Raw genomic sequence first — 23,516 nt, forward strand, 5'->3', positions numbered from 1 at the left:
TTTACCCGAGAAAAATCCGGCGATCCAAATTTTTTGAATGCCGGCTTTTTTTCATCTGCTCCGCCAACGCATCCCGCGTGGACCGGTCGATCAGCGGTTCATGGGCCATGCTGTATTGCAGCTTCATATTCTGCAGCCCCTATCGTTACGGAAGTAATTTGAAGTTCGGCATATAGCCGTGGATCCGGAAAGCTCTGAAGCCTTCGGCGTAGACGAACCCGGCTTGAAGTCCTCTGAATTTGTCGGTGATCTCCAGAATATCGAGCAGGCCGTGGGTCTGGTAAACGTCCATCCAGGCATATTGGCTCTTGTGCATCGTCAGCGCTTCTTTTTTTATTTCGTATACGTCGGTGATGTCCACGTACACCTCCGGCTCGAAGCCGATGCCGACCGCCGAGGCATAGTAGAAAAGAGACGGATTTTTGGCGATCGGCGGTTCGTCCGCGGGAATCAGCTTGCCTGGAATCGACAGCATGACCTCGCTCACGATTTTCCCGGTCACGGCATGATCGGTGCTCGGGTCCTGCGGATAATTGACCAGGATCACGTCCGGATTCGCCCAGCGAATCGCGTTGATGACCGCGCGCCTCGTCTCGGGCGTATCCTGCAGGCCCTGGTCGTCGAACCTCAGGAACTTCACCTCGGCGCCGAACAGCTTCGCGGCCTCCAGCTGCTCCTGCTCCCTCACCTGCGCGATTTCCTCCCGGCTGTCGTACTCGTTGGAGCCGATGTTCCCGCTTGTCGTAAGCGCGATAAAAATGTCGTGTCCCTGCTGCTTGTATTTCAGCAGCGTCCCTCCGCAAAACACCTCGATGTCGTCCGGATGCGCGCCGATCGCCAAAATGTTCATCCCAATCTCTCCTCGATTATCGAATGTTCCTTGCTCTCTAGCCTTTGACGGCGCCGGCGGTAATGCCCGACACCATGTACTTCTGCGCGAACATGAACAGGATCAAGCAAGGAACGATGCCTACGAGAATGTCCGCGAACACCAGGTTCCAGCTCTGGCTGTACTTCCCGAAAAACGAGTAGATGCTGAGCGGCAGCGGGTACTGCGTCGACTTGGAAAAGTACAAATAATAAGCGACGTTGTTCCAGACGGCGATAAAGACGAATATCGATACCGTAATGGTTACGGGCTTTAACAGGGGGAAGACAATTCGGAAATACAGCTGGTAGGGGTTGCTGCCGTCGATGATCGCGGCTTCGTCGATCTCGCGGGGAATCGTCTTGATGAACCCCGTGAAGAGGAAAATGCCGAAGGGGAGCGTGGCGGTCACGAAGAGAATGACCAGGCCGAGATACGTATTGTTCAAGTGGAGAATGCGCATTTCCAGGTAGATCGGAATGATCGAGCCCGGCACGATCAGGCCGGCGATAAAGTAGTTGTAAAAAAAAGGTTGCCAGCTTGCGCTTGATTCTGGCCAGATAGAAGGAGCACATCGAGGCGACGACCACGTTGGATACGACGGTGATCAGGCCAAGCAGCAAGCCGTTATACAAGCCTCTTAAAATGTTGGACTCTCTGAATACGACCGCGTAGTTTTCCCACACCGGCTTGGACGGCAGCGTAAGCCCCATGAGTCCCGCGCCCGTAGAATCCTTAAGCGAATTGGAAAACACCATCCAGATCGGAATCAAATAACAAAGGGCGACGGCGATCATCAAAATTTCCAGTATCGCCCGGGTCGGCGTCAACCTCCATCTCTTGAGCAGCTGCATTAGTATTCGACCTCCAATTTCTTAAACAAGCCAAGAAGCGTAAAGCTGGAGATACTAACCACAACCGTGAAGACAAGTCCCGCCGCCGCGGCGTATCCGTACATGCCCTGCGAGAAGTTGGCGAAAATGAAGGTGCCGAACACCTCGGTCGCTCCGTTCGGACCGCCGTTGGTCAGGCCGTATACTTCGCCGAACACGTTCAAGCCGGAGATCAGCACGAGCAGGGTATTGATGGTGAGCGCGTGCATCGTCAGCGGCAGCGTGATGTAACGGAATTTTTTGAGTCCGCCCGCGCCGTCGATCGTCGCCGATTCGTAGAAGTCCGCGGATACGGATTGGAGACCTGCGAGGAAGATGACGACCGTCGAGCCCAGGCCGACCCATACGCCCATGATGATGACGGAGTAAAGCGCGATTTTCGGTTCCGTCAGCCAGTTCTGGGCGAGCGACCCGAGTCCGACGCTTCTGAGGAAGGTGTTGATGGGGCCGTTGGTTGGATTATAGAGAGCACTGAACACCAGGGAGATGACGAGCGGGTTGATCACGACCGGCGAGAAAATGATGACCCGGTACGCGTTTTTGAACTTCACCTGATTGTTCAGAATGATGGCGAGTCCATAACCGAGCGCGATAACGAAGACGGTATGCAGCGCGGTGTACACAAGCGTATGTCTGATCGCGCCGAGAAACCCGGTCGACTCGAACAAATCCTTGAAGTTTTGCAGTCCGACGTACGTCGGCTTTAAGAGATAGAACGTCGACCAATCCGTAAACGCGGCTGCCAGCCCGACAAAGCTCGGCACGACCGAGAACACGGTGTAGAGGACAACGGCGGGAACGATAAAGAGGATGGGGTAATTTTTCAAAATCATCTTGGGAACCATGGCAACCACCTTTCTTAAAAAGGGATAATCCCCTGAAAGTCTCATAGGATTATCCCTTTTACGATTAATTAGAAACCTTCTGTTTTGGCGGCTTTGTTCACCTTGGCGTAATCCTTGTACCAATCGTCAAGCGCTTGCTCGGGCGCCTTGCCCGCCATCATGTCGTTCACGTGCTTGTTGAAGTCGCCCAGCTGGAAGTTCGGATCCAGGTAGCCGAGCAGGAACGGCGCCGCCGGAATGTTGTTCGCGGCGATCATGTCCGCCATCGACTGCTGGAAGTGATTCAGGCCGACCGTGAAATCCTTGTACGGAGAGATGCCCGAACCCTGCGTGCCGTCTTTGGAGTTCAGCAAAATGAAGTTGTCCTTTTGCGTCGCGTAGTTGATGAAATCGTTGGCCGCTTCCTTGTGCTTGGCGTTGACCGGAATCGAGAGCGCGGCCTCGTCCGTCGGCGGGAACGTCGCTGCGATGTAATCGTCGCCGAGCGTAAACGGCATGTAGCCGAGTTTTGCCGCTTTTGCCGCGTCTTCCTTTTCAAAATCGCCGTACGTCACGTCCGGATAGAACTCCATGGCGATCGTGCCGTCGAGCAGTCCTTTTTTGAATGATCGGCTGATCGGAGGACAGGTAATCCTTGGCGATGTACTTTTTTCAGGCTCACGTACCGTTTAATCATCTCGAGATATTCCGGCGAATCGGCCGGCTTGATCTTGTTCGTCGAGATTTGCTTCGCAAGCTCCGGATTTTTCGCGAATACGTAGGCGCCGCCGATCAGGTACGGCTGGTTCGCCGTCCAGGTCGATTTGCCCGCGAGACCGAGCGGCGTGACGCCCATCTCGAGCAGCTTGTCGGCGGCCGCGGTGAATTCCTGGAACGTCTTCAGCGGAACCTTGATGCCGGCCTTCTCGAAAACTTCCGTGTTGTAGATCAAGCCGTAGAAGCTGTGCGGCGCCGCCGGCGCTTGATACAGCTTGCCGTCGATCGTCGTGACGGCCGCGACCGTGGGGTCGATGCGGTCGAGGATCGGGCCGGTGATCGGCGCCAGGAAGTTGGCCGGAATGTAGTTGAAGCCTTTGTTGTGGAACAGCAGGTCCGGCGCGTCGTTCGTCGACATCTTCGTCTTCATGACGTTGAGGTACTGATCGTCCGGCACGACCTCCTGCTTGATCTTGTTGCCTGTCGCGGCTTCATAGGCTTTGAGCATGTCTTGAACGCCCGAGCCGGCCATCCAGGATGTCGGACCCATGAACGTCAGTTCGACGGGATCCTTGGCAGGTGCCGCCGATTCCGATGCCGCAGCCGAGCTGGCCGGCGCGGAGCCGCTTGGAGAAGCGCTTCCCGTCGCCGAATTGTTGCCGTTGTTGCCTCCGCATGCCGCCAGCGTCGTAGACAACGCTAGAACGAGACCGAGCGAGACCGATAACTTTCTCTTGTTTGCCATCGTCTGTAACCCCCCATCTGTTTAAAATGAATGCGTTAGTACCAGGCTGCCCCCCTCATTTTACTGTGATAACATTCCCTTGATATATAGAAAAACGTACAGGCTCTTCTTGAATATTGAACGCAGTTCGACAAGCTTGGACGTTATTCGCACGCAAAACGGTAAGCGCCCGATCCGACCTCCAGCTGCCAATAGCGATCGTCTTCTCCGACGATCCGCACGCCTTCCGCCGACGCCGCTTCGAGGCCGCCTTCCGTCAAACGGCCGCTTCCCGCCTTGGGTACGTAGACGAGCGCCGTCGTATTGACGGGCACCGTCACTTCGTGGACGAGCCCTTCGGCCGTCGTTCGCCACGCCGAGCCGATCCGTCCCCGCACCGTCTCGATCTCGCCGCCGGCGAACGTCATGTCGCCCAGGAGATACGGCTTGATGACGCTCGTCTTGTAGCCGTCCGACGTCGTCTTGACGCCGGCCAGATGCTTGAAGAACCAGTCGTCGATCGTGCCGAGGAAATAATGGTCGTAGGATCTTGTCTTGGCCTCCCACGCTTCCCAGAAGGAGGTGCCGCCTTCCGCCAGGCAGTAGCCCCAGCTCGGGAACGTCTCCTTCGTCGCGAGCGTATACGCGACATCGCCTCGCCCGTGCTCGGTCAGCACCGGCGCGAGATACTTCGTGCCGAAGCAGCCCGTATCCAGATGTCCGCCCTTGTCTTCCACGATATCGCGGGCCAGGCGGTCGACGACCCGGTCGATCTCGTCCGACGGCGCGATGCCGAACGCCACCGGGAGCACGTTGGACGTCTGCCGGTAGCCCGCTTCGATCTCGGTGTGGTATTCGGCGTCTTCGCGCGCATAGAACTTCTCGTTCACGACGCTCGCCAGACGCGCCTGCGCCTCGGCATAATAAGCCGCGTCCGCCGTCTTGCCCAGCACGCCCGCGATTTGCGACATCAAGGAGCAGCTGTAGCAGACGTAAGCCGTCGCCAGCAGCGTACCGCCCTCCGGCCCGATAAACGGCCCCGGCACCGCCCAATCCGCGTAGCTCTCGTCCGAGCTCACGCCGTCCTTGAGCCGGTCGAGCTCGTACTGCATGTAACGCTTCAAGCCGTCGTAATGCTTGCGCAGCGTCTCTTTGTCGCCGTAATACTCGTACAGCGTCCACGGCACGATGACGAAGGCGCTCATCCAGGCGGGCGTCGGCGTCAGATACAGGAACGGTCCCGGGCATGTATGCGCGACCTCGCCCGCCGGCTGCTGCGAGTCGGCGATGTCCTGCGTCCACTTGGCGAAAAACGCGGACATGTCGAAGTTCATCGAAGCGCACTCGGCAACCGCTTGCCCGTCGCCCGTCCAGCCTCTTTTCTCGTGGAACGGGGTGTCCGTCGGTATGCTGTGGAAGTTGTTCAGCAGCGTATTCTTCATCGCCGCGTGAATCCGGTTCAGCAGCTCGTTCGAGCTGTCGAAGGCGCCGATCGCCGCCAGATCGTTGTGGAAAACGCGGGCTTCGACGGACACCGGCTTGACGGCGCTCTCGATCTGGATGTAGCGGAAGCCCTTGTAGCTGAACTTAGGCTCCCAGATCTCGACGCCTTCGCCCTTGGCGATGTACACGTCCTCCTGCGGATTTTCCCAGAACTGATGGTCGTAGCCTTCCTTCCATATATCGAGCGAGCCGTCCTCGCGTTGAATCTCCCCGTAGATGAGCTTCACGCTCGTGCCTCTGGGCGCCTCCACCGCGAGCTTCGCCCAGCCTGCCGTGATGAGGCCGGCATCGTAGACGTACACGTTCGGCGCGGGACTGAGGGCATACGCGCACGGGATCGTCTCCACGATACGGATCGGCGGGACGAAGGCGGATTCGACGCTTCCTTCGTACGGCGCCATCGTGTTGACCTGCGTCCAATCGTCGTCCGCATAGTCCGCAAGCTGCCAGCCGTCGCGTTCGAGCCGGGCATCGTACTTGTCGCCGTACCAGATATTGTCGTCGACCGTCGGGCCGTCCGCCGTCCGCCAGGAGCCGTCGGTGGCGATCGTATCGGCCGTACCGTCGGCGTATTCGATCCGCAGCTGCGCCAGCACCTTCGGCTCGATCGTGCCCGTGGCCGGATCCGGCCGGCTGAAGTTGTCGCCGATCCAGTCCTTGCCGTAGGCGTAATGGCCGCGTCCGAGCTCGATCGCGAGGCAATTCGCCCCTTCGTTCAGCAGCTCCGTGCCGTCGAACGTAATCGCATACGTACGCTTGGGGAATTGCGTATAGTCCGGCTGCAGCAGTCCGTCCCCGAGCCGGCGCCCGTTCAGATGCGCTTCGAAGTAGCCCAGGCAGGCGATATGCAGCCGGGCGGACTTTATCGCTTTTAACGCGTGGAACGTCTTGCGGAGCAATGGCGCGGAGCCGCGCCGGCGAATGTCGCCCCACGGCGCGTCGCCGTAAGCCGCGATCGTCCGCGCATGCGCCCAGGCGGCATCGTCGTGATCGGCCCGCTTCCACGCCGGCGCCGCCGCGTCCGTCGCCGCCGCCTCGGCCGATACGCGCCACGTGTCGTCCGTCAGGATCGTCTCGGCCGAGCCGTCGTCGTAGCCGATCTCGAACTTGCCGATGATCCCCGCCTCGTTCGAATCGGCATGCTCCACGAGCCAGGACAAGACGTTGTCTCCGTCCCTCAGCTTGGCGGTAAAGTCGATATGGACGAACGGGGACGTCCAATCTTGCTTCCAGCGCGCGTTGAGCTTCGCGATCGTGCTCCCGTTCGCGAAGACGGTGAACCGCGATCCGGCCGTGCCGTGGAACGTCGCGCTGCGAATCGTCCGGCCCGCCGCCGCCTTGAACGACCTGCGGAAATGGACGAGCCGCGGCGAAGGGCTCGCGGCGCTAGGGGCCGGACTTTCGGCGGCATCGCCTGCAACATCACTGGCGGTATCGTTGGCGGTATCGTTGGCGGCCGGGCTATCGCCAGGACTAACGGCAGCGCTGTCCGCGGGCAGGTCAAGGGAATGCCACGCCCACTTGGCGCCCGTCAGCGGATTGCGTGCCGCAGCGCCGCCGATCCATTCGCCGATCCACGCTTCGGGCCGCAGCAGACCCGTCTCGAACCAGACGGGCGCGCTCCATTCGGAAGCCGCTCCGTCTTTGTCCCACGCCATCGCCTTCCAATAGTACCGGCTTCCCGATTCCAGCGGCTCGCCCGCGTACCGAATCTGCAGCGTCTCGTCCGATTCGACCTTGCCGCTGTCCCAGCATTCGCCCGCTTCGCGGCCGAGCCGCGCCTCGTCGCGATCGACGACGATCCGGTACGCCGTCTGCCGCTCGGCGCGCCGGTCCGATGCCAGCTTCCAGCTGAACAAAGGCTGCGCGCTGCCGATGCCGAGCGGGTTGACGGTATTTTCCGTCTTCAATTCGTAAAGCGCCAGTTTGCCGCTCATTCGATTCACCTCTCCCCAGGTCTCATTGCGTATAGAAAATCCGGCTTTGCCAGACGCCCACATTGTCGACCGACAGCGAAGACCGCCCATCGCCGGGCAGCGCCGTGCCTTGCAGGTGCTTGACGCTCGTGCCGTCGGGCAGCAGCTCGTAGATGTCCTTGCCTGCCGCCTGCGGATAGCCGAGCTTGACCTCGAACGGTCCGGTCTCGTCGTACGAAGCGTTCAGCAGCAGGATCAGCCAGCCGCGCTCGTCGGCCGCATATTTAACGAACGGAACGACACGCAGCGTGCGGTCTACCATAGCCGGAAGCGCGCCGTCGCACAGCCAATCGCCGATGCGGAGCAGCTGCTTGCGCTTGAAGCCGGAATGGATCATCTGCCATGGCGCATACCCCTGAACGGCGACCTTGCCGCCCAACTCGTTTTCGTATACCGTCGACACGGGACCGAGTTCGTCCTTCGTATAGCTGACGAGCCTGCTGAGCACCCTCGTATTGCCGCTTGTCGGCTTCAGCACGTAAGCGAGACCTTTTTTCATCGAAAACCGGACGTCGCGCTGCTCGCCCGCGTCGTCTCCGTTCAGCGGATCGTCGGTCAAGATCTCCGTCACGCCGTTGTCGTACGTCCGCGCGATCGCCGCGCCGCAATATTCGCCGAGTCCCCTCGCCGTGAGAATCTCCAGCGACTTGCCGTCCATCAGTACGCCGCCGCGGAGCATCTCCCGGAGTTCTTCGGTCGTATAGCCTTCCGCAGCCTTCTCGCTCAGAATGGTGCCCCTGGCCTCCGCCGCATTCATCGACAGCGGGAACCCGATCTCGCTGAGCGCGTAAAAATCCAGGCTGTTGTCGACGGACAGGCTGTCGAACCAGTTGCCGTTGTCCACCGTTCTTCTCGCCTCGTGAAGCGGGGACAGCGCCGGGTACATGCCGCCCGTTCCGTACGCGCCCGCGATCCGCTCGATCTCCGCCCAGCGCGGGCGAATCGCTTCGATCGCGTCCATCAGCTCGTGATACTCCTCCAGCGAGCCAAGCTCTCCCCTCAGCGCGTCGAAGGCGACGCCGTTGCAGCCCGACACGATGGCGGCCGTGCATTCCTCGATGGTGATGCGAATCGACTTGGACAAGCGATGGAACGGGAAGTTTTCCAGCTCGTACTGGATGTCGTTTACGAATTCGGGATAATGGGCGATCTGCCGGTTGATCTCATGCGCCTTGCGCACGAGCCCGAACGGCTTGGCGTCGTCGAAGAACCCGCCGCCGGGCCTGGCTCTGCGCGCCTTCAGCGCGGAGAACCAGCCCGGATAGTCGACGCCCGTATAGGTGGAAATGCCGAGACTGACGGTCATGAGGCCGAGCTCGATCCCGCCGTCTACGCGATGCACCGCCGCTTCGATATGGGCGAGCAAGCGTTCGATCGATTCGGCGTTCTGACGCACCCACCGCTCCCTCGCCTCGCCGCCTTCGGGAGCGTTCAAGACGTCGACCAGCTGCTCGCGCGAGTACGACGTGCCGTACTTTCCGTTATAGATGTCGACGCATGTCGGGCAGAAGCAGGCATAATCGGTCGAGCCGAGACCGAACATGCGAATGTCGTCGTCGACCCAGACGAACGACGGTCCGGCTTCCGCGACGAGCGTGTATTTGCGATCGATGTATTCGCGGAACGCTTCCGAATTCGGGCAGAAGGTGCTTCGGGACACCGCGCCGTCCCGGCCTACGGTCGGCTGGAACGGGATCGCGGGCAGCCAGTCCCACGCTTCGTCGAAGTGACCGAGCGTCGCCAGCATGTTGATGCCTACGTTATGGAAGCCATTTTCGCGCAGCCGCGTCAGGCGGTCCTTCATGATGCGGCACAGCTCGCCGAACCGGTCGAGCGGGTTGTAGCCTTGATGCCAATATTCGGTGAACAGCATGATCTCGTCGACGGCGTTGCGATGCTGGATTAAAAAGTCGAGCAATTCCCTGAACCGTTCCTCCGATTCGTATCGGGGAACGAGAATGCGGAAGCTTAGCTTCATCGGGATACCGCCTTTTGGATTGGATTTACGGCTGGACGCCTATCGCGCTTCATTCGTTGCGCGCCCATTCCGCGCCCATTCATTGTAGAACCGCTTTCAATCGCCAGGAATAGAAAATCGTCCTGCGCCGTCTTCAAATATGTACGCTTTTGACGCAAGCCCATGCGGCCCCGGCAGCTAGAAATCGCTCAATCGGAGCCGTTCACAAAAGCGGGGCCGAAAGCTATTCGCCGGGCCGGTTCAGGCTTTCGCGGTACCGGGTGGGACTCATCTCGGTAACGGTCTTGAACACGTGGCTGAAATAGTTCTGATCCGTATAGCCGACGATCTCCGCGATTTCCTTGTTCAGCATTTTCGGATAATCGCGCATCAGGTCCTGCGCGACCTTCATGCGAAGCGTGGTTAAGTATTCGACATAGGATTTTTGGCTGTAATCGCGGAAAAGATTGCAAATGACCGTACGGGAAACGTGGAAATGGTCGGTAAGCGTCTGCAGCGAGAGCGGTTGACCGATATTGGAGGAAATGTACATCTCGATCTGGTCGAACAATTGCCTGGCGTCCCCGTCGCCTGCGCGCGCGCCCGCCAACCCGAACGCGCTGGCCAGCATCGTGAAGAACGCTTCCTTCAGCTCGCCGAACGTGCGGCACGTATCGACGAGCTCCTCGATGCGCGTCTCGAGCGTCTTGTACTGCGACACGGACGAGGTGCGGTATTGCTGCTCGAACAAGTGAACGATCCGCTTGAGATGGATCTCGGCGATCATGCTCGTGCAATCGTTCCGCTCCCAGTTGTCGAACAGGTCCGCGATGAGGCGCTTCAAGCCGGGTTCGTCCCGCTTTTGCAGCAGCAGCACGAACCGCTTCTCGTCGGTCGCGGAGAACTGCGCGGCAGGCTCCGCGAAGGCGGCTTCCAAGGCGATCGCGCGGGGCTTGCCGATGACGATCCGTTCGGACAGCGCGACGAACAGCCGCTTGTGCAGGCCGCGGATCTCCTCGAGCCGTTCGAACGGGCCGCTGTAGACGATCGTGGGAAGGACGCCCTCGCGCGCGCAAAGCTGCTGGGTCGCCTCGAGCAGCCGCGGGAATCGGCCTGGATTCAGATCGAACAATCCGAGGATCAGCAGGATCGACTTGCGATCGTCGGACGGCAGGAACCAGCACCGCTCCCGCTTGTCCAGACGCTCGCCCAGCTCGCGGCGCATCGGCTCGAAGTCGACGTCGTCCTTGGGCATCAGCAGTCGGACGTCGTACAGCGCCTCGACGTTTTGAATGAGGAGCATCCGATATCCGTCGAAAGGAAAGAGCGCCTGCACGGCGGCGTTCTCGAGCGCCCCTTCCAGCGTCCCGCTCAGGATCCCGTGGATAACTTCCTTCGATCTGTTGTAGCTGTGATTCTTGTTCATATCCAGCAGCTTGAGCAGCACCTCGCGCAGCGCCGCCGTATCGACCGGCTTGAGCAAGTATTCCACCACGTTCGCCTTCATCGCTTCGCGCGCGTATTCGAACGTCGGATAGGCGCTGATGACGACGACGTGAACGGACGGAGAGCGGATTTGAATCTCCTTGGCCAGCTCGATGCCGTTCACGGCGGACATCTGGATATCGGTGAATACCGTGTCCGGATTCGTCAGCGGCATCTGCTCCAGCGCCGATTGTCCGCTGTAGCATTCGGAGACGATCTCGAAGACGGCGCCGAGCTGCTCGCTAAGCTGCAGGATGCGCGCCCTGAGCTTCTCGATGGAGAACGGATCGTCGTCGACAAGCATGATGCGCATGCGCTTCCCTCCTTGATGTTGCGTGCGAAGCCGCGGGAGCGGGCTTACCGTCTGATTGGCCCCTCCAAGCGAATGCGGACGCCCGGGGCATCCTCCAGGTTGGCGATCTCGTACGCGAAGTTGTCCTTGAACATGAACTTCAGCCGGCCCATCGAATTGGCGACGCCCATGCCGCCTTGGGACATCCCTTCCCCTTCGGCGCTGGACAGCATTTGCTTGAGATAGTCCTCGACCTTCGCGATGACCTCGGCCAGCCGCCGCTCGCCGATGCCGACACCGTTGTCCTCGATCTGGATGATCCAACGGGCGGATTCGATAGAGGCGGCGACGACGATCTCCAGGCTGCCCGTAGATTCGTTGAAGCCGTGCTGGATGCTGTTCTCGACGAGGGGCTGCAGGATCAGCTTGGGCACGACGAGATTGTTCAGCATCGGGATCCACCTCGATCCGGTAATGAAGCTTGTCCACGAAGCGGATTTTCATCAGCTCCAGATATTGAATCGTGAACGCGATCTCCTTCTCCAGCGTGATGATCGGGGACTGCGTGGAGATCGAGTACCGGAAAAAGCCGAGCAGATTTTGACTGAGCGCGCTCACCTGATCCAGATTGCGATCCTCCGCGCTGGACTGGATGAACCCGAGCATGTTGAACAGAAAATGCGGATTGATCTGCGCCTGCAGCATGTCGAAGTGCGCCTGCAGCTGCAGCGTGCGGAACCGGACGGTGTCCTCCAGCGAATTTTTAAGCCGCTCGCTCATGTTCCGGAAGGAACGGTTGATGAGATGAATCTCGTCCATCGCGTATTTGTTGTCCATCCCCGGCTGTTCGTCGCTCTCGTCCAGGCTGATCCGGTCGATCGACTGCTTCAACTGCTTGAGCGGCCGGGTCAGGATTCTCGACAAAATGTAGAAGAGCGCGACGGAGATCAGAATAAGCAGGAGCATGGCGGCGATCGCGACGTTGCGGAAATGGACCAGGGAAGCGAAAACGACCTTCTTGGGAACGGTCAGCATGACGGAAAAACCGGATGGATCGTTCGGTTTGTAGAACACGTACTGTTGCTCGCCGGACGACTTCGCCATGAACGGATACTTTTTCGCCGCGGACTCCTGCTTCAACCGGCCGTATTCCTGCCGCTTCTCCTCCGCCAGTCCGCTTCGGCCGCTCTCGGTCGAATAAATGATCGAATCTCCGAAAAACACGTTCAGCTGCGCGCCTTTGATCTGGCGAAGCGTCTCCATGTCCACAAGCTCGTTCGCCTTGACCATGACCTCGAGCATCCCGGCTCTCGTCTCCCACGGCAGCAGCATGCGGCTGAAGACGAATACGGGGTAGCCGTTCGCCGCATTCCAGGGATCGCGCTTCTCGTAGCTCAGGAGCGTCTCTCCGTTGGTGGCGGCGATCCGCTTCAGCTCCTCGTATTGCTCGTACGGGCCGACGGAAGTGGGATCGTCCTCGCTGTCGGATATGAGATCGCCCTCCATCGTGAACAAACGGATATTGACGGCGTCGGGGTATACGGTCGACAGCATCGTGACGAAGCTTTTGAGCGCGCCCCGCAGCTGGTAGCGCTCGTAAAAGTCCTGGGAGCCCGCGAGCCCGTTCAAGTAATTGACGGCCGGGCTGTCGTTCGCGATCGACGACCAATAGAGCAGCTTGCTGAGCACGTCGAACTGATTGATGCGCTCGTCGAGCCGATCCTTGATTTTGGAGACTGTCTCGTCGAATCTGGAGATCGTATTTTTCTCGATATTGCTGTGCAAGTATACGTACATCGGCATGCAGACCAGCAGAATGATCGCGACCACGATGAGCGAATACGTCAGGAAAAACTTCGTATGCAGACTGTTCCAAAACCGCATGTCGCCGCATCTCCTCCCCAGCTCGCTTCATGGGCGTTCGTATGGAATTGCGCCCATTCTATCACGTCGAAGCCGGGTTGCGCAGCTGCGGCGATCGTACGGCTCAGGGCTTTAAAAAAATTTTGGAAAATCGGCTAATGCCTTCCGCCAGCTCGCGAAATGCGGCCGGGCCTTCGTTCAAAGGACGCGTCTCGGTCCATCCCTCGATCGCGATGTCGCCCCGGATCAACAGGTCGACCGCTTGCCGGAAATCTTCGGGGGAATACGTATAGGAGCCGATCAGCGAGATTTCCTGCCTCACCAGATGGTTCATGGGCAGCTCCGACCTGCCCTGGCCCAAGCCCACCATGATGACCGAACCGCCCGGATCCACCAGATTCATCGCCTGCTCTCTCGTCGCCTGCACGCCGACGCAATCGACGGCGACCGGGATGCCCCGCGGGAAGAGCGCCTCGCGCCGCTCCTCGATTGACCGCGGAGAGAGACCGATCGCGCCCATGTTTTCGGCGTGCGCCAGCCTTGCCGGCTGGAGGTCGAGCACGACGATGCGGCCGATGCCCATCTGCCTTGCAGCCGCCGCGCACAGTAGTCCGATCGGACCGGCGCCGAAAATGAGCAGATCGTCGAGCGGCCTGCACTTCAGCTTGACCGCATGGATCGCGACGGCTAGGGGCTCGGCCAGCGAGGCCAGCGAAGCATCCATCTCCTGCGGCACCCGAATCGCGCTATCGACCGGTACGGCGACATAATCCGCGAAGGCGCCCGGCCGATGTATGCCGACGATTTGGCGGTTGCGGCAGATGTTGTAATCTCCCCTCAGGCAGCTCGCGCAGGCACGGCACGCGATCAGCGGGTTGACGACGACTTTGTCTCCGATCGACAGCCCGCTCGCCTGATCGCCCAGCGCGGCGATTCGCCCGCAAAACTCGTGCCCCATGACCAGCGGCGGCACGCGAACGCTGCTGTGGCCCAGATACCCTTCCAATTCGCTGCCGCAGATGCCCACGCTCTCTACCTTGACGAGCGCTTCGCGGGGGGCCGATGCCCGGCGCATCGATTGCTTCCAATGTCAGCTTTTCCGCTCCCTGATAAATCAATGCCTGCATGCTTCCACTTCTCCCGTCCGCCGCGGCTATTTAGCCAGATATCCGCCGTCGACCATCAGGTCTTCGCCGGTGATGAAGGAAGCGTCGTCCGACGCGACAAAAGCGACGACGCCCGACACCTCCTCGGCCGTTCCCTGCCGGCCCAGAATATGAAGCTGCGAGATGCGCGCATCTTCCGCTTCCGGATCGATGCCGAGCTGGACGCAGCTGTTCTCGAACGCCTCGGTTCGGATATAGCCCGGGCAGACGCTGTTGACGCGGATGTTGAACGGGCTCAGATCGATCGCCCAGCACTTCGTTAAGCCGCGAATCGCGAACTTGGTCGCATTGTACGTCGCGAAGCTGCTCTGCCCGACGAAGCCGCTGACGGAAGACAAATTGACGATGGCCCCGCCGCCCGCCTTCTTCAGGAGCGGCAAGCCATGCTGGGTGACGAGCGAAGTCCCGATGACGTTGACGTCCAGAATCGCTTTCCAATCCTGCGACGTCGCTTCTATGCCTTTTAGGATGAAGCGGGCCGCGTTATTGACCAGAATGTCCAGGCGATCCGACACTTCCGCCACGCGGCGGAAGGCCGCCTCGATCTGCCGCTCGTCGGCGATATCCGTCTGCGCGAAGTACACGGGATTGCCCGTCTCTTGCTCGATGCGCCGTGCCGTGTCTTCGCCGTCCGGCTTCAGATCGAAGCTCCATACGATGCAGCCCTCCTCGCTCAGGCGCCGGGCGATCGCTTTGCCAAGTCCCTGCGCCCCGCCGGTCACGACGGCCGTCTTCCCTTTTAGTCCTCGCACGTCGCCTCTCCCTCTCCAAGCCGCGTCGGCTCCGGCGTTACGATGCGCAGCGTCGCTTTTCCCGCAAGGCCTGCGGGCAGCGGCGCTTGAACCTGCTGTCTTTCTTTATGGCCGTACAGGCGTCTGTCGCGAATTTGTTTGATCTTTTCCGTAAAATAAGGCCAGCTTTCCGACAGCGGCCCGTCCGGCTTCGGCTCCTGCAGCGCCGGATCGAGCATATGATTGATCCATACGTTCGTGACTTTGATGCACAGCGCATTGTCGCCTTCCGCGAGCCAATCCGTCACGTCAAGCCGTCTCGGCGCTTTCCACAGCACGCCGGCGCTGCGGCCGTTCACGTATACCTCCGCTACCTCGCGGACCTCCTCCAGATGCAGCCATACCCGCTGGTCCGGCCGAAGCGCCGGGATCGCGATCGTTTTCTCGTAAAGCGCGCTGCCGCAGTAATATTGCACGTCCGCGAACCGCTCCCAGGTTTGCAGCCGCTCCAGCGCTTGCTCGAAGCCCGCTTCGGGAATGCGCAGCGTCCAGCGGTCCGAGATGTCCAACGTCTCGGCAGCTTGCCGCGCTTCCGGCAGTTCGCCGTTATCCCCGGCGCCGGCCGCGTCCGCAAGCGTATCGTCGAACACCACCAGCAGCGACTGGTACGGTTCGAACGCGAGCTCGAGCGCTGCCGTCCCGGACGCCTCCGGAAGCCGGATGGATCGCAGCGTCCGGCGCGTCATCGGATCGAGCACGGCGGCCGATCGGCCGCCGTATTTAAAGCGGAAACGCGCCTGCCGTTCTTCGCCGCTCACGTTCGCCACGAAGTACACGTGTCCGCCACGATGAATCCGGTGCACGTACCCGATCGTCTGCGCAGCCGGGGCCAAGCCGTCCGTCTCGCCCGCCAATTCGATCTCGACGTCCGGCGTCTCGGCTTCCTTCAGCCGCGCTACGAGTTCGTCTTCGCTTTCGACGACGATCGTTTTTCCCTTTCCGACCGTCCTCCACGCCCCGTCTTCCCGATCGAACAATTCGTTCATCAGCACGTCGAGACGCCGATTGTTCGCCTCCCTGTCCTTATAGCCCGGCGCCGTGCGCGGACGCGCCTTGACGGCGATCAGCGTGCCGCCTTCGGACACGTACTCGAGCAGCCTGGCGGCCGTATCGAGCGGCAGACGGGTGACGTTAGGCAGGATCATCGCTTTGTAGCGGCTTGCGCCCAGCGCAAAGCTTGCGTCGGTTATGCTGGACAGCCGGGTAACGGCTTCGTCGTTGAGAAAGTCGAAGTAGTAGCCCGATTTTTGCACGCGGTCGACGAGGCTTTTGCCGATATGTTCCTCCAGCTTCATCGCCAGATGCAGTTCGGCCAGCGGCATGGCGGACCAGATGTCGGCCTGCGGCAAGTAGATCCCGACCTCCGCGTAGCTCTCCCCGGCTTGCAGGAACGCGGACACCGTATGAATGTAAGCGGACAGAATCGGGTAATATTCCCACCACGTATTGTTATGCGAAATAAAGGACGAAGCGTAAAAAGCCCAGCCCGGCTTCCCTGCCGACTCCGGCGAATAGGAGTAGCCGTGATTGACGATCTGGTTGATGCCGTCGAGAAAAACCGCGTCGACCGCCGCTTTCATCATCTCCAGCGTTTCCATGAACCGCGGCGAGCGGAGCCAGGTGAACGTCTCGTTCGTGATGACGGGCCGGCCGTATACGTGACCGGCGGAAGAGGCCAGCCTGCGATGCACGGTGTTCACTTCGTATTTGTCGTTCGCGCCGAACGTCTCGCCCTCCGGATAATCCGCGGCCGCGTAGGCCTGCAAAATATCGCCCCAGGTGCCGTGCGCCTGAATTCTCGTTTTGACGCCCTTCGCGTGGCTCCACGCGGTAAAGTTGCGGAAGAAATTGTCGATCGTAAGCTCCGAAAACGTCTTGTAGTAGTCATAGCGGATGTCCGCCGTCAGCTCGCCGATATTCCCCCACAAAGCCGGCATGAACGGCGTCAGCTCGTAGCCTCTGCGCGCCGCGAATTCCTCGGGCAGGATCGACGTCCAATTGTTGCCGCCGAGCTCGATCGAGTCGCAGAAAAAAGCCCGAATGCGCCCTTTTCCCAGCCTCTCCAGCAACGGATCGCCGAGCTGCGCGAAGTAGAAGTCGGATACGTCCTTGCGGCAGTGGTCGATCGCGTAGCCTTCCATCCCCGGCGCCGGTATGCCGACCTGCTGCTTGTACATGTTCGTGATAAAGACGTAGATCTTCCAATGCCCCTCCGGGACGCTGACCTTGTTCAGGCAATGGCCCCATTGCCAGCCGTGCAGCCAGGTCGTGCCCAGCCGATCGGTAATATCCTGAAGCGTATCCGGGCGCAGCTCGCCGTTTACGAACTTGCCCATGACGGCCCGGATCGGCTCGCCGGGAAGGATCGTCGTGAAGTCCTGCTCGTATTCGGCCGGTCCGACGACATCGATCTGGTAGGGAATCAGAATCTCGGGCGCCATGTCGTACGGGACGAACGGACCGCCGAACGGCCAGCCGGAGCACAGCGTGATATCGACGAAAAGTCCCAATTCCGCCGCGGTCGCAAGCGTATAGTCGAGAATGTCCATAAATTCAGGCGAATAATAGACGCGATTTTTAATGCCCTGCGCTTCCGCATCCTCCTGGAGCGGATAAGTAATCTGAATCTCGACGCCGCCCAGCCCGGCTTCCTGCATAAAAGACAGCTCGCGGCGAATTTCTTCCTTGGATACGGACGCGCCGTACCACCACCAACGCGTGAAGCCCTTCGCTTCGGTCGGCGGACGATGCAGCAATTCGAGGCAATCGTCTAAATGTGAGATGATAGGACACCTGCCAGTCGTATAGTTTGAAGAGCATGCAAGATCATTTGAACAGTTTTTCGTCCAGCCGGTCCAAATCCGCGCGAAGAATCTCGAAATGCTTGCGCATGAACCGCTTCGCGGATTTAACGTCTCCGATCTTCATGGCCTCGAGAATCTGCCGATGCAGCGGCTCTGTATCGCGGCCGAAGACCGGGGCGTCGACGGCGTCGATGACTTGAACGGACCATAGATTTTCCAGATCCTCGATCGATTGGAACAGCTTCAGCAACAGCCGATTGTTAGCGCCTTCATATAAGGTTTTATGGAACAAATAGTCCTCCTGCCGGGGAATCTCCCCCTGCTCGCGCTTTCGGTCGTACTCGGCGATGATCGCTTCCAGCTGTTCGAGGCAGGCCCGCTGGCCTTGGCTCACGATCTGCTCGATGGCGTACTGCTCCATCATTTCCCGCAGGTCCAAAATTTCCAGCAGCGATCTTTTCTCGTTCGAGACGCGCAGCTTCAGATCGGCGATCTCCCCCGAGAATCGTCTTCTCGGCGCGCAGATACATCCCGCTGCCCGGCCTGATCTCGATCATGCCGTAGCCCTCGAGCTTCTTCATCGCCTCACGGAACGAAGCCCGGCTGATCTGCAGCTGCTCGCAGAAAAACCGCTCGGGCGGCAGCCGGTCGCCTTGGCTGAGACCGTGGTCCGCAATGTACTTCAACACTTCCTCCGATATCGACTCGTGCAGCTTTTGCCGCTTTAAAGGTTTGAGCAAGAACCGTTTCTCCAATCTCCGTGAATTAGTAAGTTGTCTGACCAATTTATTGTTAACATATTTGATTTTGAAGGAAGTGTCAATCGTTTTATGGGCGTTGACGCAAAAAAAGGGACTTCCGCATTGGAAATCCCTTTTTTCCCGTCACCGGAACGGCGCCGAAACCGTACGTCCGATATCGCGCAGCAGCGTCGCTACGTCTTCGGAAAAGTTGCGAACCGGATGCCCGTCCAACGGCTTCATTTGCGATTGAAGCGTCTGGATGCGCGCATGATAGCGTTGGTCGGACGTGACGTGAACGGTATAGCCCGGTTCCGACCGCGCCACGGTTTCGCGCACCTTGTTTTCAACGTCTTTCGCATTTTCTCCTTGCTTCACGTCAATGCCGACGATCGCATCGCGGTTGTGCACGATGACGGTGGCTTTGCTTACGCCTTTGACCTTGTAGACATGCTTGGCGATTTTATCCGAAGCCGCCTTCTCGGTAGAAGCGCCCGCGCTTTCTTTGAGCATGTGATCGTCGGCCGATCCGACATTGTGTTCGTACGGCTTCACCGACTTCGTTTTCATTTGGCCGCAGCCCGTCATCGACAAGACCAGCATGGCCGACAATACCGCAATTCCGTATATTTTGAACAAGCTTTCCCACCTCCTGGCCGTTAATATGCGCCGGGAGGTTAGCGTTCATGCGTTCATGCGGTAAAGGTGGCAATATTTATCGCTTATCTCTCCGGCTGTCCTGGACATTTTAATTGCGGGGTGCTATATCCCCATCAAACATTCGGGAGGTTCGACATGAAAAAAAGCAGTTGCCGCGGTTTTGACCGCATGTATGGTGTTGACTGCAGGTTCGGCCGCCTATGCCGCAGCGCCTGTCGCCGAGAAGAAACATGAACAAAAGATGCATGCGAAGTCGCTCCATCAACAAAAGATGCATCACAAAAAAATGCAAGAGCACAAGCTGAAGGCCAAGTCCCAAAAAGGCCATATGATCATGCCGAAAGCAACCGGCAAATCCAAGGGCCTTCATTCTAAAAGCTTGCGGGCCAAGGAAATTTCAAAGATGCCTAAAACCGGCTTCGGCGGCGCCAGCGAGCAAACGGAATAGAAAAGAAGGAGGGGGGGGCGCCGCCCCTCCTTTACCCTTTATGAAAAAAATCCACAAACATGCGGTCGCTCTCGTATTCGTCGCCGTTCTCGCCGGCTGTTCGGCCGTTAAAGAAAGCCAGCCTTACCCTCCGCACGATTTTCGGCCGCCGGAAATGAATAACAGAACGTTCGATTCAACAGACGCGGCCGACATCGATATCATTCATCAACCGTTAGCCGTTCGGGCGCCGAAGAAAACAACCGATCCCAAAGGCATCGTTCCTGCCCGCATTTATATTCCCGCCATCGACCTCCATGCGGACGTCCATACCGTGAGCGTCACGGAGAACGGGCAAATGGACGTTCCCAAGGACGACAAAACCGTAGGATACCTGCTAAACGGCGTGTACCCCGGCGCGATCGGAAACGCGGTGATGGACGGACACTATGATAATTATAAAGGGGCAGCCGTATTTTTTGACTTAAAGCGGCTTCGCCAAGGCGATCGGGTGATCGTAAAAAATAAAAACGGGGCGACGATTGAATTCGCCGTTGAATCGGTACGTTCCTATAGAACCGCCGATGCTCCGATTGCCGCCATCTTCGGAAAAACGGACGAAGCCCGCCTGAACTTGATCACCTGCTCCGGCAAGTACAGCCGCTCGAAGCAGGAGCATCAGGAGAGATTGGTCGTCTACGCCAAGAGGCTCGCTTAACCGCTGGATTATGCAGGATTACGAAGGACTACGCAGGACTATGATGCAGGAATTCAAGAAGCGCTATATGTTTATTCCCGAAGCCGACGGCTTCGGGTGATTGGTGCGCTTTCTCCCGCGCTCCCCACGCTTTTTAATTTTTAGCCTTGGGATCGCTTCGCAGTAAAGTCTTGATTCTGGATATGTAGCCCCCGAAGCGCGTGCTGATCTCCGCACGGAGCACCTCGCGGACGATGCCGAAGCGCTCTTCGTATCCCCGGCACACATATCGGTGGTAGATGACCAGGTCGACTTGCTCGTCGGACAGGATCCGAATGCGGCGTTGGCCGAGCTCGCGACGGAGGGCGTACAGGTCTTTGCTGATCATGTCCATGATGGCCTGAGTCGCGGCGATATGCAGCTGACTCATAAAATTGCCGGACCGTTTGCTGTCGTCGATGCTCCGCTGGGCCATCGTCAGCATATGCGGAAGCAGGATGACGTCCCGAATCATGACCATCTCCTCCGTGGTCGGATGCCCGGCCGCCCGGGCCGGCTCGCTTACGGCCGCCCCCGACCGCTCGGCGTCGTATTGTTCCTGGTGCTCGGTGAGCAGCATCTTGGAGCCCCAGCGCTCGTTGCCGTCGAGTTTGCTCATTTGTAGTGCCCTCCGATCTGCTCGGCCCGCTCGCGGGCGACGCCGCTCTCAAGCATAGAAGACGCGCGCATCACGGCTGCAGGGCCGTACCGGTCCTTAAGGCGATCGGTCGCGCGTTCGATGCTCGTCGTCTTCGTGCGATCCTCGAATAACGTCAGCTGATCCACCGAGTCGTCGGCAAGACCGCCAAGCGTGATGGATAGTCTGGCGACCGGCATGCCGGACCAATGCTCGCGGAGCAGCCGCAGCGCGGCGGCGGCCACTTCGTGCGTCAGCGCCGTCGGCTGCTGCAGCTTGACCTGCCGGCCGAAATACGATGATCGCGTACCGTCCGTCTCCGCGGCGCCGACATGAACCGTATCGCCCATCACGCCGTGACGCCGGGCGCGCCGGCATACCTCGATCACAAGCTCGAGCAGCACCACCTCGAGATCCTCCAGCTTGCGGTAGAGGTGCGCGCGGAGCGCCTTGCCATGCCCGATCGACTTCAGCTTCTTCCGGATGCCCGCCACGACGGGACTCGGATCGATCCCCCGCGCCGTCTGCCAGTAATACTCAGCCTGAATGTCGCTCTGCTTGCCCATCTCCCGCCGCATCTTCCGCTTGAAGTCGCCGAGCTCGAGGCGCGCGACGTCGCCGATCGTATGGAGCCCCATGCGGACGAAGTGTCTGGTCATTCTGGAGCCGACCATAAACATCTGATGAACGGGCAGCGGCCAGAGCTCCCGCTCCATGTTTTCTTGATTAAGCACGAAGACCCCTTCCGGGCGCTTCTTCGCAAAGTTGTCCGTAGCCGTCTTGGCCAGAATCTTGGTCGGCCCGATGCCTACCCGCGACCAAACGCCGGTCGAAAGCTGGATCCGCTGCTGGATGCTGCGCGCCACTTCGGCGGGTTCGCCGAAGTTGGAGAGCGAGCCGGTGACGTCCAGGAATTGCTCGTCGATGCTGTACGGCTCGACCTGGTCCGTGTACATCTCGTAGATCCGCGTCATGAGCAGCGAGATCTGGATGTACGTCCCCATTCGCGGCCGAACGACGACGAGGTCCGGACACTTGGCCAGCGCCTCGCCGACCCGCTCGGCCGTCGTGACGCCCCGTCCTTTAGCGATCGGGCAGGCTGCGAGGATGATGCCGTTGCGGCGGGCCGGGTCGCCCACTGCCACGGGCTTATCGCGGAGCTCCGGCCGCGCCGCCTTCTCGATCGATGCGTAGAACGACTGTCCGTCAATAAGAAAAATGGTCCGCTCAGACATGGCGACGCACCGGCTCGGCAGCCAGAACGCGGTCGGCTTTGAACGACCGCGGCTCCCCGCTGCCGTGATCGAACACGATGACCCGGTCTCCCCGAAGCGAGCGGATCGTAACTTGTCGTTGAGTGATCTTATGGTTACGGTCCTCGTAGATCATCTCTACGGCCCGGCCGATGTGCTTATCGAGGTTCATGGCGATCACCACGCTTGACGAGATGGATGGTACGCGACCGATTCGGCGACCAGCTGACGATTCCGCGCTTCCGAAGCCGATCCAAGTGACCGTGCGCTACGCTGAGCGAGATAAAGGATGCATCTGCAATCTCTCGCACCGTAGGCGGATACCCCAACTTGTCTGTTAATGCCTTAATCGCCCATACCACGTTCTCTTTTGTCTCCACGATGATCGCCTCCGTAACGAACGTTTGTTCGCAATAATCATAATACGAACTAGCGTTCGCAATCAAGGACAAAAATATACACGGGATGGAACGGATTGGACAAAAATTAAAAACCGCCCAGCGGGAGCTGAGCGGATGAACGTATCACTTTTTATCGTTTCGACCTAGCATTAAGGCAATGATAAAAGATAGCTGGAGAATAACGATAGCCATGAGGAGGACAACTAAATCTTGTATATTGTGAGCCAACTGGCTCCCTAAAATGGCAACAAGAAACGAGACTCCAAGGACTGCAAGAAAGTAAAAGAAAGTTTTAACGAGATCTCCCCCCTTTAATATAAAGGGATTTGCAGAGTTACCAACGCGATAACCTACATAGAACATAATAAACCAAAAGAAACAGTCCTAGAAGATAATAAACTGTTTTTCTGAGAAGTTCGGGTAACAAAGCCGCAGTCCAGTATAACGTCTTATTATTTGTTTTTGCCGTATACCAGAAATAAAGAATTAACGATAAATAAAGGATAAATTCAGATATTAATTCAAATTTGCTCATTAGTTCTCCAATCGTTAATGTTCTAAGTGGGGCGCGTTGACAGCTGTAAAGTCAACCAATTAGTAGAAAAGGCTAGCTTCAAGAAAACAACGAAGGTACAGGATAATTTATCGTACTGGGTCGCCAGTCGCCTGTGTGCTCGAGCTCAAAAAAAGAGGCGTTGGACCTTAAACAGCCACCAATCGGTTTTTCATTGAACGGTCCGATGTTTGCGGCTGGGAAACCGTGCCCCTCCCGCAGCAATCGCCGCTTGAGAGCAGAGTA

20 protein-coding genes and 1 pseudogene are annotated in these 23,516 nt (G+C 58.9%); 2 read left to right on the top strand and 19 right to left on the bottom strand.

Going from position 1 to position 23,516, the window contains the following annotated elements:
- Nucleotide 1 precedes the first annotated feature (1 nt).
- The 15 genes and pseudogenes from OMP40_RS02630 to OMP40_RS02695 all read right to left on the bottom strand — a co-directional run bounded on the left by OMP40_RS02630 (nt 2) and on the right by OMP40_RS02695 (nt 19,242).
- The gene (locus OMP40_RS02630; RefSeq protein WP_277528893.1) at nt 2-127 is read right to left on the bottom strand and encodes a hypothetical protein; all 126 of its coding nucleotides are present in this window, start codon (nt 125-127) and stop codon (nt 2-4) included.
- An 18-nt stretch (nt 128-145) separates the two neighbouring features.
- Nucleotides 146-850, bottom strand: a complete 705-nt coding sequence (locus tag OMP40_RS02635) for a PIG-L deacetylase family protein (protein WP_277528894.1) — start codon at nt 848-850, stop codon at nt 146-148.
- A 37-nt stretch (nt 851-887) separates the two neighbouring features.
- A complete protein-coding gene (locus tag OMP40_RS02640) occupies nt 888-1,430 on the bottom strand; it encodes a carbohydrate ABC transporter permease (RefSeq protein ID WP_277529226.1) in 543 nt (180 codons plus the stop codon).
- A gap of 291 nt (nt 1,431-1,721) precedes the next feature.
- Nucleotides 1,722-2,606, bottom strand: coding sequence for a carbohydrate ABC transporter permease (locus OMP40_RS02645; RefSeq protein WP_277528896.1), 885 nt, complete (start codon nt 2,604-2,606; stop codon nt 1,722-1,724).
- A gap of 68 nt (nt 2,607-2,674) precedes the next feature.
- Nucleotides 2,675-3,178 carry a type 2 periplasmic-binding domain-containing protein gene (locus OMP40_RS02650; RefSeq protein WP_277528898.1) on the bottom strand — a complete coding sequence of 168 codons (504 nt, stop codon included), beginning with the start codon at nt 3,176-3,178 and terminating at the stop codon, nt 2,675-2,677.
- Nucleotides 3,157-4,047, bottom strand: a complete 891-nt coding sequence (locus tag OMP40_RS02655) for an ABC transporter substrate-binding protein (RefSeq protein WP_277528899.1) — start codon at nt 4,045-4,047, stop codon at nt 3,157-3,159. The genes OMP40_RS02650 and OMP40_RS02655 overlap by 22 nt, the downstream gene beginning before the upstream one ends.
- A 143-nt stretch (nt 4,048-4,190) precedes the next feature.
- Nucleotides 4,191-7,466 carry an alpha-L-rhamnosidase gene (locus OMP40_RS02660; RefSeq protein WP_277528901.1) on the bottom strand — a complete coding sequence of 1,092 codons (3,276 nt, stop codon included), beginning with the start codon at nt 7,464-7,466 and terminating at the stop codon, nt 4,191-4,193.
- Between the two features lie 22 nt (nt 7,467-7,488).
- Nucleotides 7,489-9,483, bottom strand: coding sequence for a hypothetical protein (locus OMP40_RS02665; RefSeq protein WP_277528903.1), 1,995 nt, complete (start codon nt 9,481-9,483; stop codon nt 7,489-7,491).
- Nucleotides 9,484-9,706: 223 nt separating this feature from the next.
- Entirely contained in the window at nt 9,707-13,123 is a 3,417-nt protein-coding gene (locus OMP40_RS43035) for a histidine kinase (protein WP_277528906.1), read from the bottom strand.
- Between the two features lie 103 nt (nt 13,124-13,226).
- Entirely contained in the window at nt 13,227-14,177 is a 951-nt protein-coding gene (locus OMP40_RS02675) for a zinc-dependent alcohol dehydrogenase (RefSeq protein ID WP_277528908.1), read from the bottom strand.
- 78 nt (nt 14,178-14,255) lie between these two features.
- Nucleotides 14,256-15,020, bottom strand: coding sequence for an SDR family NAD(P)-dependent oxidoreductase (locus tag OMP40_RS02680; RefSeq protein WP_277528910.1), 765 nt, complete (start codon nt 15,018-15,020; stop codon nt 14,256-14,258).
- Nucleotides 15,008-17,815, bottom strand: a complete 2,808-nt coding sequence (locus tag OMP40_RS02685; RefSeq protein ID WP_277528912.1) for a glycosyl hydrolase — start codon at nt 17,813-17,815, stop codon at nt 15,008-15,010. Before OMP40_RS02685 ends, OMP40_RS02680 begins: the two co-directional genes overlap by 13 nt.
- Nucleotides 17,816-17,885: 70 nt before the next feature.
- Nucleotides 17,886-18,302, bottom strand: a complete 417-nt coding sequence (locus OMP40_RS02690) for a FadR/GntR family transcriptional regulator (RefSeq protein ID WP_277528914.1) — start codon at nt 18,300-18,302, stop codon at nt 17,886-17,888.
- Nucleotides 18,303-18,399: 97 nt separating this feature from the next.
- A pseudogene (locus OMP40_RS41110) lies at nt 18,400-18,648 on the bottom strand (FadR/GntR family transcriptional regulator); the annotation flags it as partial.
- A 99-nt stretch (nt 18,649-18,747) separates the two neighbouring features.
- Nucleotides 18,748-19,242 (bottom strand): YhcN/YlaJ family sporulation lipoprotein, encoded by a 495-nt coding sequence (locus OMP40_RS02695; RefSeq protein ID WP_277528916.1) that lies wholly within the window; start codon nt 19,240-19,242, stop codon nt 18,748-18,750.
- 193 nt (nt 19,243-19,435) lie between these two features.
- Here OMP40_RS02695 and OMP40_RS02700 point away from each other — a divergent pair, with 193 nt between their 5' ends.
- Entirely contained in the window at nt 19,436-19,711 is a 276-nt protein-coding gene (locus tag OMP40_RS02700) for a hypothetical protein (protein WP_277528917.1), read from the top strand.
- Between the two features lie 154 nt (nt 19,712-19,865).
- Complete coding sequence (locus OMP40_RS02705) at nt 19,866-20,408, top strand: class F sortase (protein ID WP_277528918.1); 543 nt, start codon at nt 19,866-19,868, stop codon at nt 20,406-20,408.
- 133 nt (nt 20,409-20,541) lie between these two features.
- Here OMP40_RS02705 and OMP40_RS02710 read toward each other — a convergent pair whose 3' ends face one another.
- Genes OMP40_RS02710 through OMP40_RS02725 form a run of 4 tightly spaced genes read right to left on the bottom strand, consistent with a single transcriptional unit; the run spans nt 20,542 to nt 22,696 of the window.
- Nucleotides 20,542-21,045 carry a hypothetical protein gene (locus tag OMP40_RS02710; protein WP_277528921.1) on the bottom strand — a complete coding sequence of 168 codons (504 nt, stop codon included), beginning with the start codon at nt 21,043-21,045 and terminating at the stop codon, nt 20,542-20,544.
- Complete coding sequence (locus OMP40_RS02715) at nt 21,042-22,298, bottom strand: DNA polymerase IV (RefSeq protein ID WP_277528923.1); 1,257 nt, start codon at nt 22,296-22,298, stop codon at nt 21,042-21,044. The genes OMP40_RS02710 and OMP40_RS02715 overlap by 4 nt, the downstream gene beginning before the upstream one ends.
- Nucleotides 22,291-22,488 carry a hypothetical protein gene (locus OMP40_RS02720; RefSeq protein WP_277528925.1) on the bottom strand — a complete coding sequence of 66 codons (198 nt, stop codon included), beginning with the start codon at nt 22,486-22,488 and terminating at the stop codon, nt 22,291-22,293. The genes OMP40_RS02715 and OMP40_RS02720 overlap by 8 nt, the downstream gene beginning before the upstream one ends.
- Complete coding sequence (locus tag OMP40_RS02725) at nt 22,475-22,696, bottom strand: LexA family protein (RefSeq protein WP_338130999.1); 222 nt, start codon at nt 22,694-22,696, stop codon at nt 22,475-22,477. The genes OMP40_RS02720 and OMP40_RS02725 overlap by 14 nt, the downstream gene beginning before the upstream one ends.
- Nucleotides 22,697-23,516 lie beyond the last annotated feature (820 nt).

The organism is Cohnella rhizosphaerae (assembly GCF_029525575.1).
Lineage (GTDB): Bacteria > Bacillota > Bacilli > Paenibacillales > Paenibacillaceae > Cohnella > Cohnella rhizosphaerae.

Coding starts and splice junctions, on each gene's coding strand:
- OMP40_RS02630 (WP_277528893.1), bottom strand. CDS start 127: ATGAAGCTGCAATACAGCATGGCCCATGAACCGCTGATCGACCGGTCC.
- OMP40_RS02635 (WP_277528894.1), bottom strand. CDS start 850: ATGAACATTTTGGCGATCGGCGCGCATCCGGACGACATCGAGGTGTTT.
- OMP40_RS02645 (WP_277528896.1), bottom strand. CDS start 2,606: ATGGTTCCCAAGATGATTTTGAAAAATTACCCCATCCTCTTTATCGTT.
- OMP40_RS02650 (WP_277528898.1), bottom strand. CDS start 3,178: ATGGAGTTCTATCCGGACGTGACGTACGGCGATTTTGAAAAGGAAGAC.
- OMP40_RS02655 (WP_277528899.1), bottom strand. CDS start 4,047: ATGGCAAACAAGAGAAAGTTATCGGTCTCGCTCGGTCTCGTTCTAGCG.
- OMP40_RS02660 (WP_277528901.1), bottom strand. CDS start 7,466: ATGAGCGGCAAACTGGCGCTTTACGAATTGAAGACGGAAAATACCGTC.
- OMP40_RS02665 (WP_277528903.1), bottom strand. CDS start 9,483: ATGAAGCTAAGCTTCCGCATTCTCGTTCCCCGATACGAATCGGAGGAA.
- OMP40_RS43035 (WP_277528906.1), bottom strand. CDS start 13,123: ATGCGGTTTTGGAACAGTCTGCATACGAAGTTTTTCCTGACGTATTCG.
- OMP40_RS02675 (WP_277528908.1), bottom strand. CDS start 14,177: ATGCGCCGGGCATCGGCCCCCCGCGAAGCGCTCGTCAAGGTAGAGAGC.
- OMP40_RS02700 (WP_277528917.1), top strand. CDS start 19,436: ATGGTGTTGACTGCAGGTTCGGCCGCCTATGCCGCAGCGCCTGTCGCC.
- OMP40_RS02705 (WP_277528918.1), top strand. CDS start 19,866: ATGAATAACAGAACGTTCGATTCAACAGACGCGGCCGACATCGATATC.
- OMP40_RS02710 (WP_277528921.1), bottom strand. CDS start 21,045: ATGAGCAAACTCGACGGCAACGAGCGCTGGGGCTCCAAGATGCTGCTC.
- OMP40_RS02715 (WP_277528923.1), bottom strand. CDS start 22,298: ATGTCTGAGCGGACCATTTTTCTTATTGACGGACAGTCGTTCTACGCA.
- OMP40_RS02720 (WP_277528925.1), bottom strand. CDS start 22,488: ATGAACCTCGATAAGCACATCGGCCGGGCCGTAGAGATGATCTACGAG.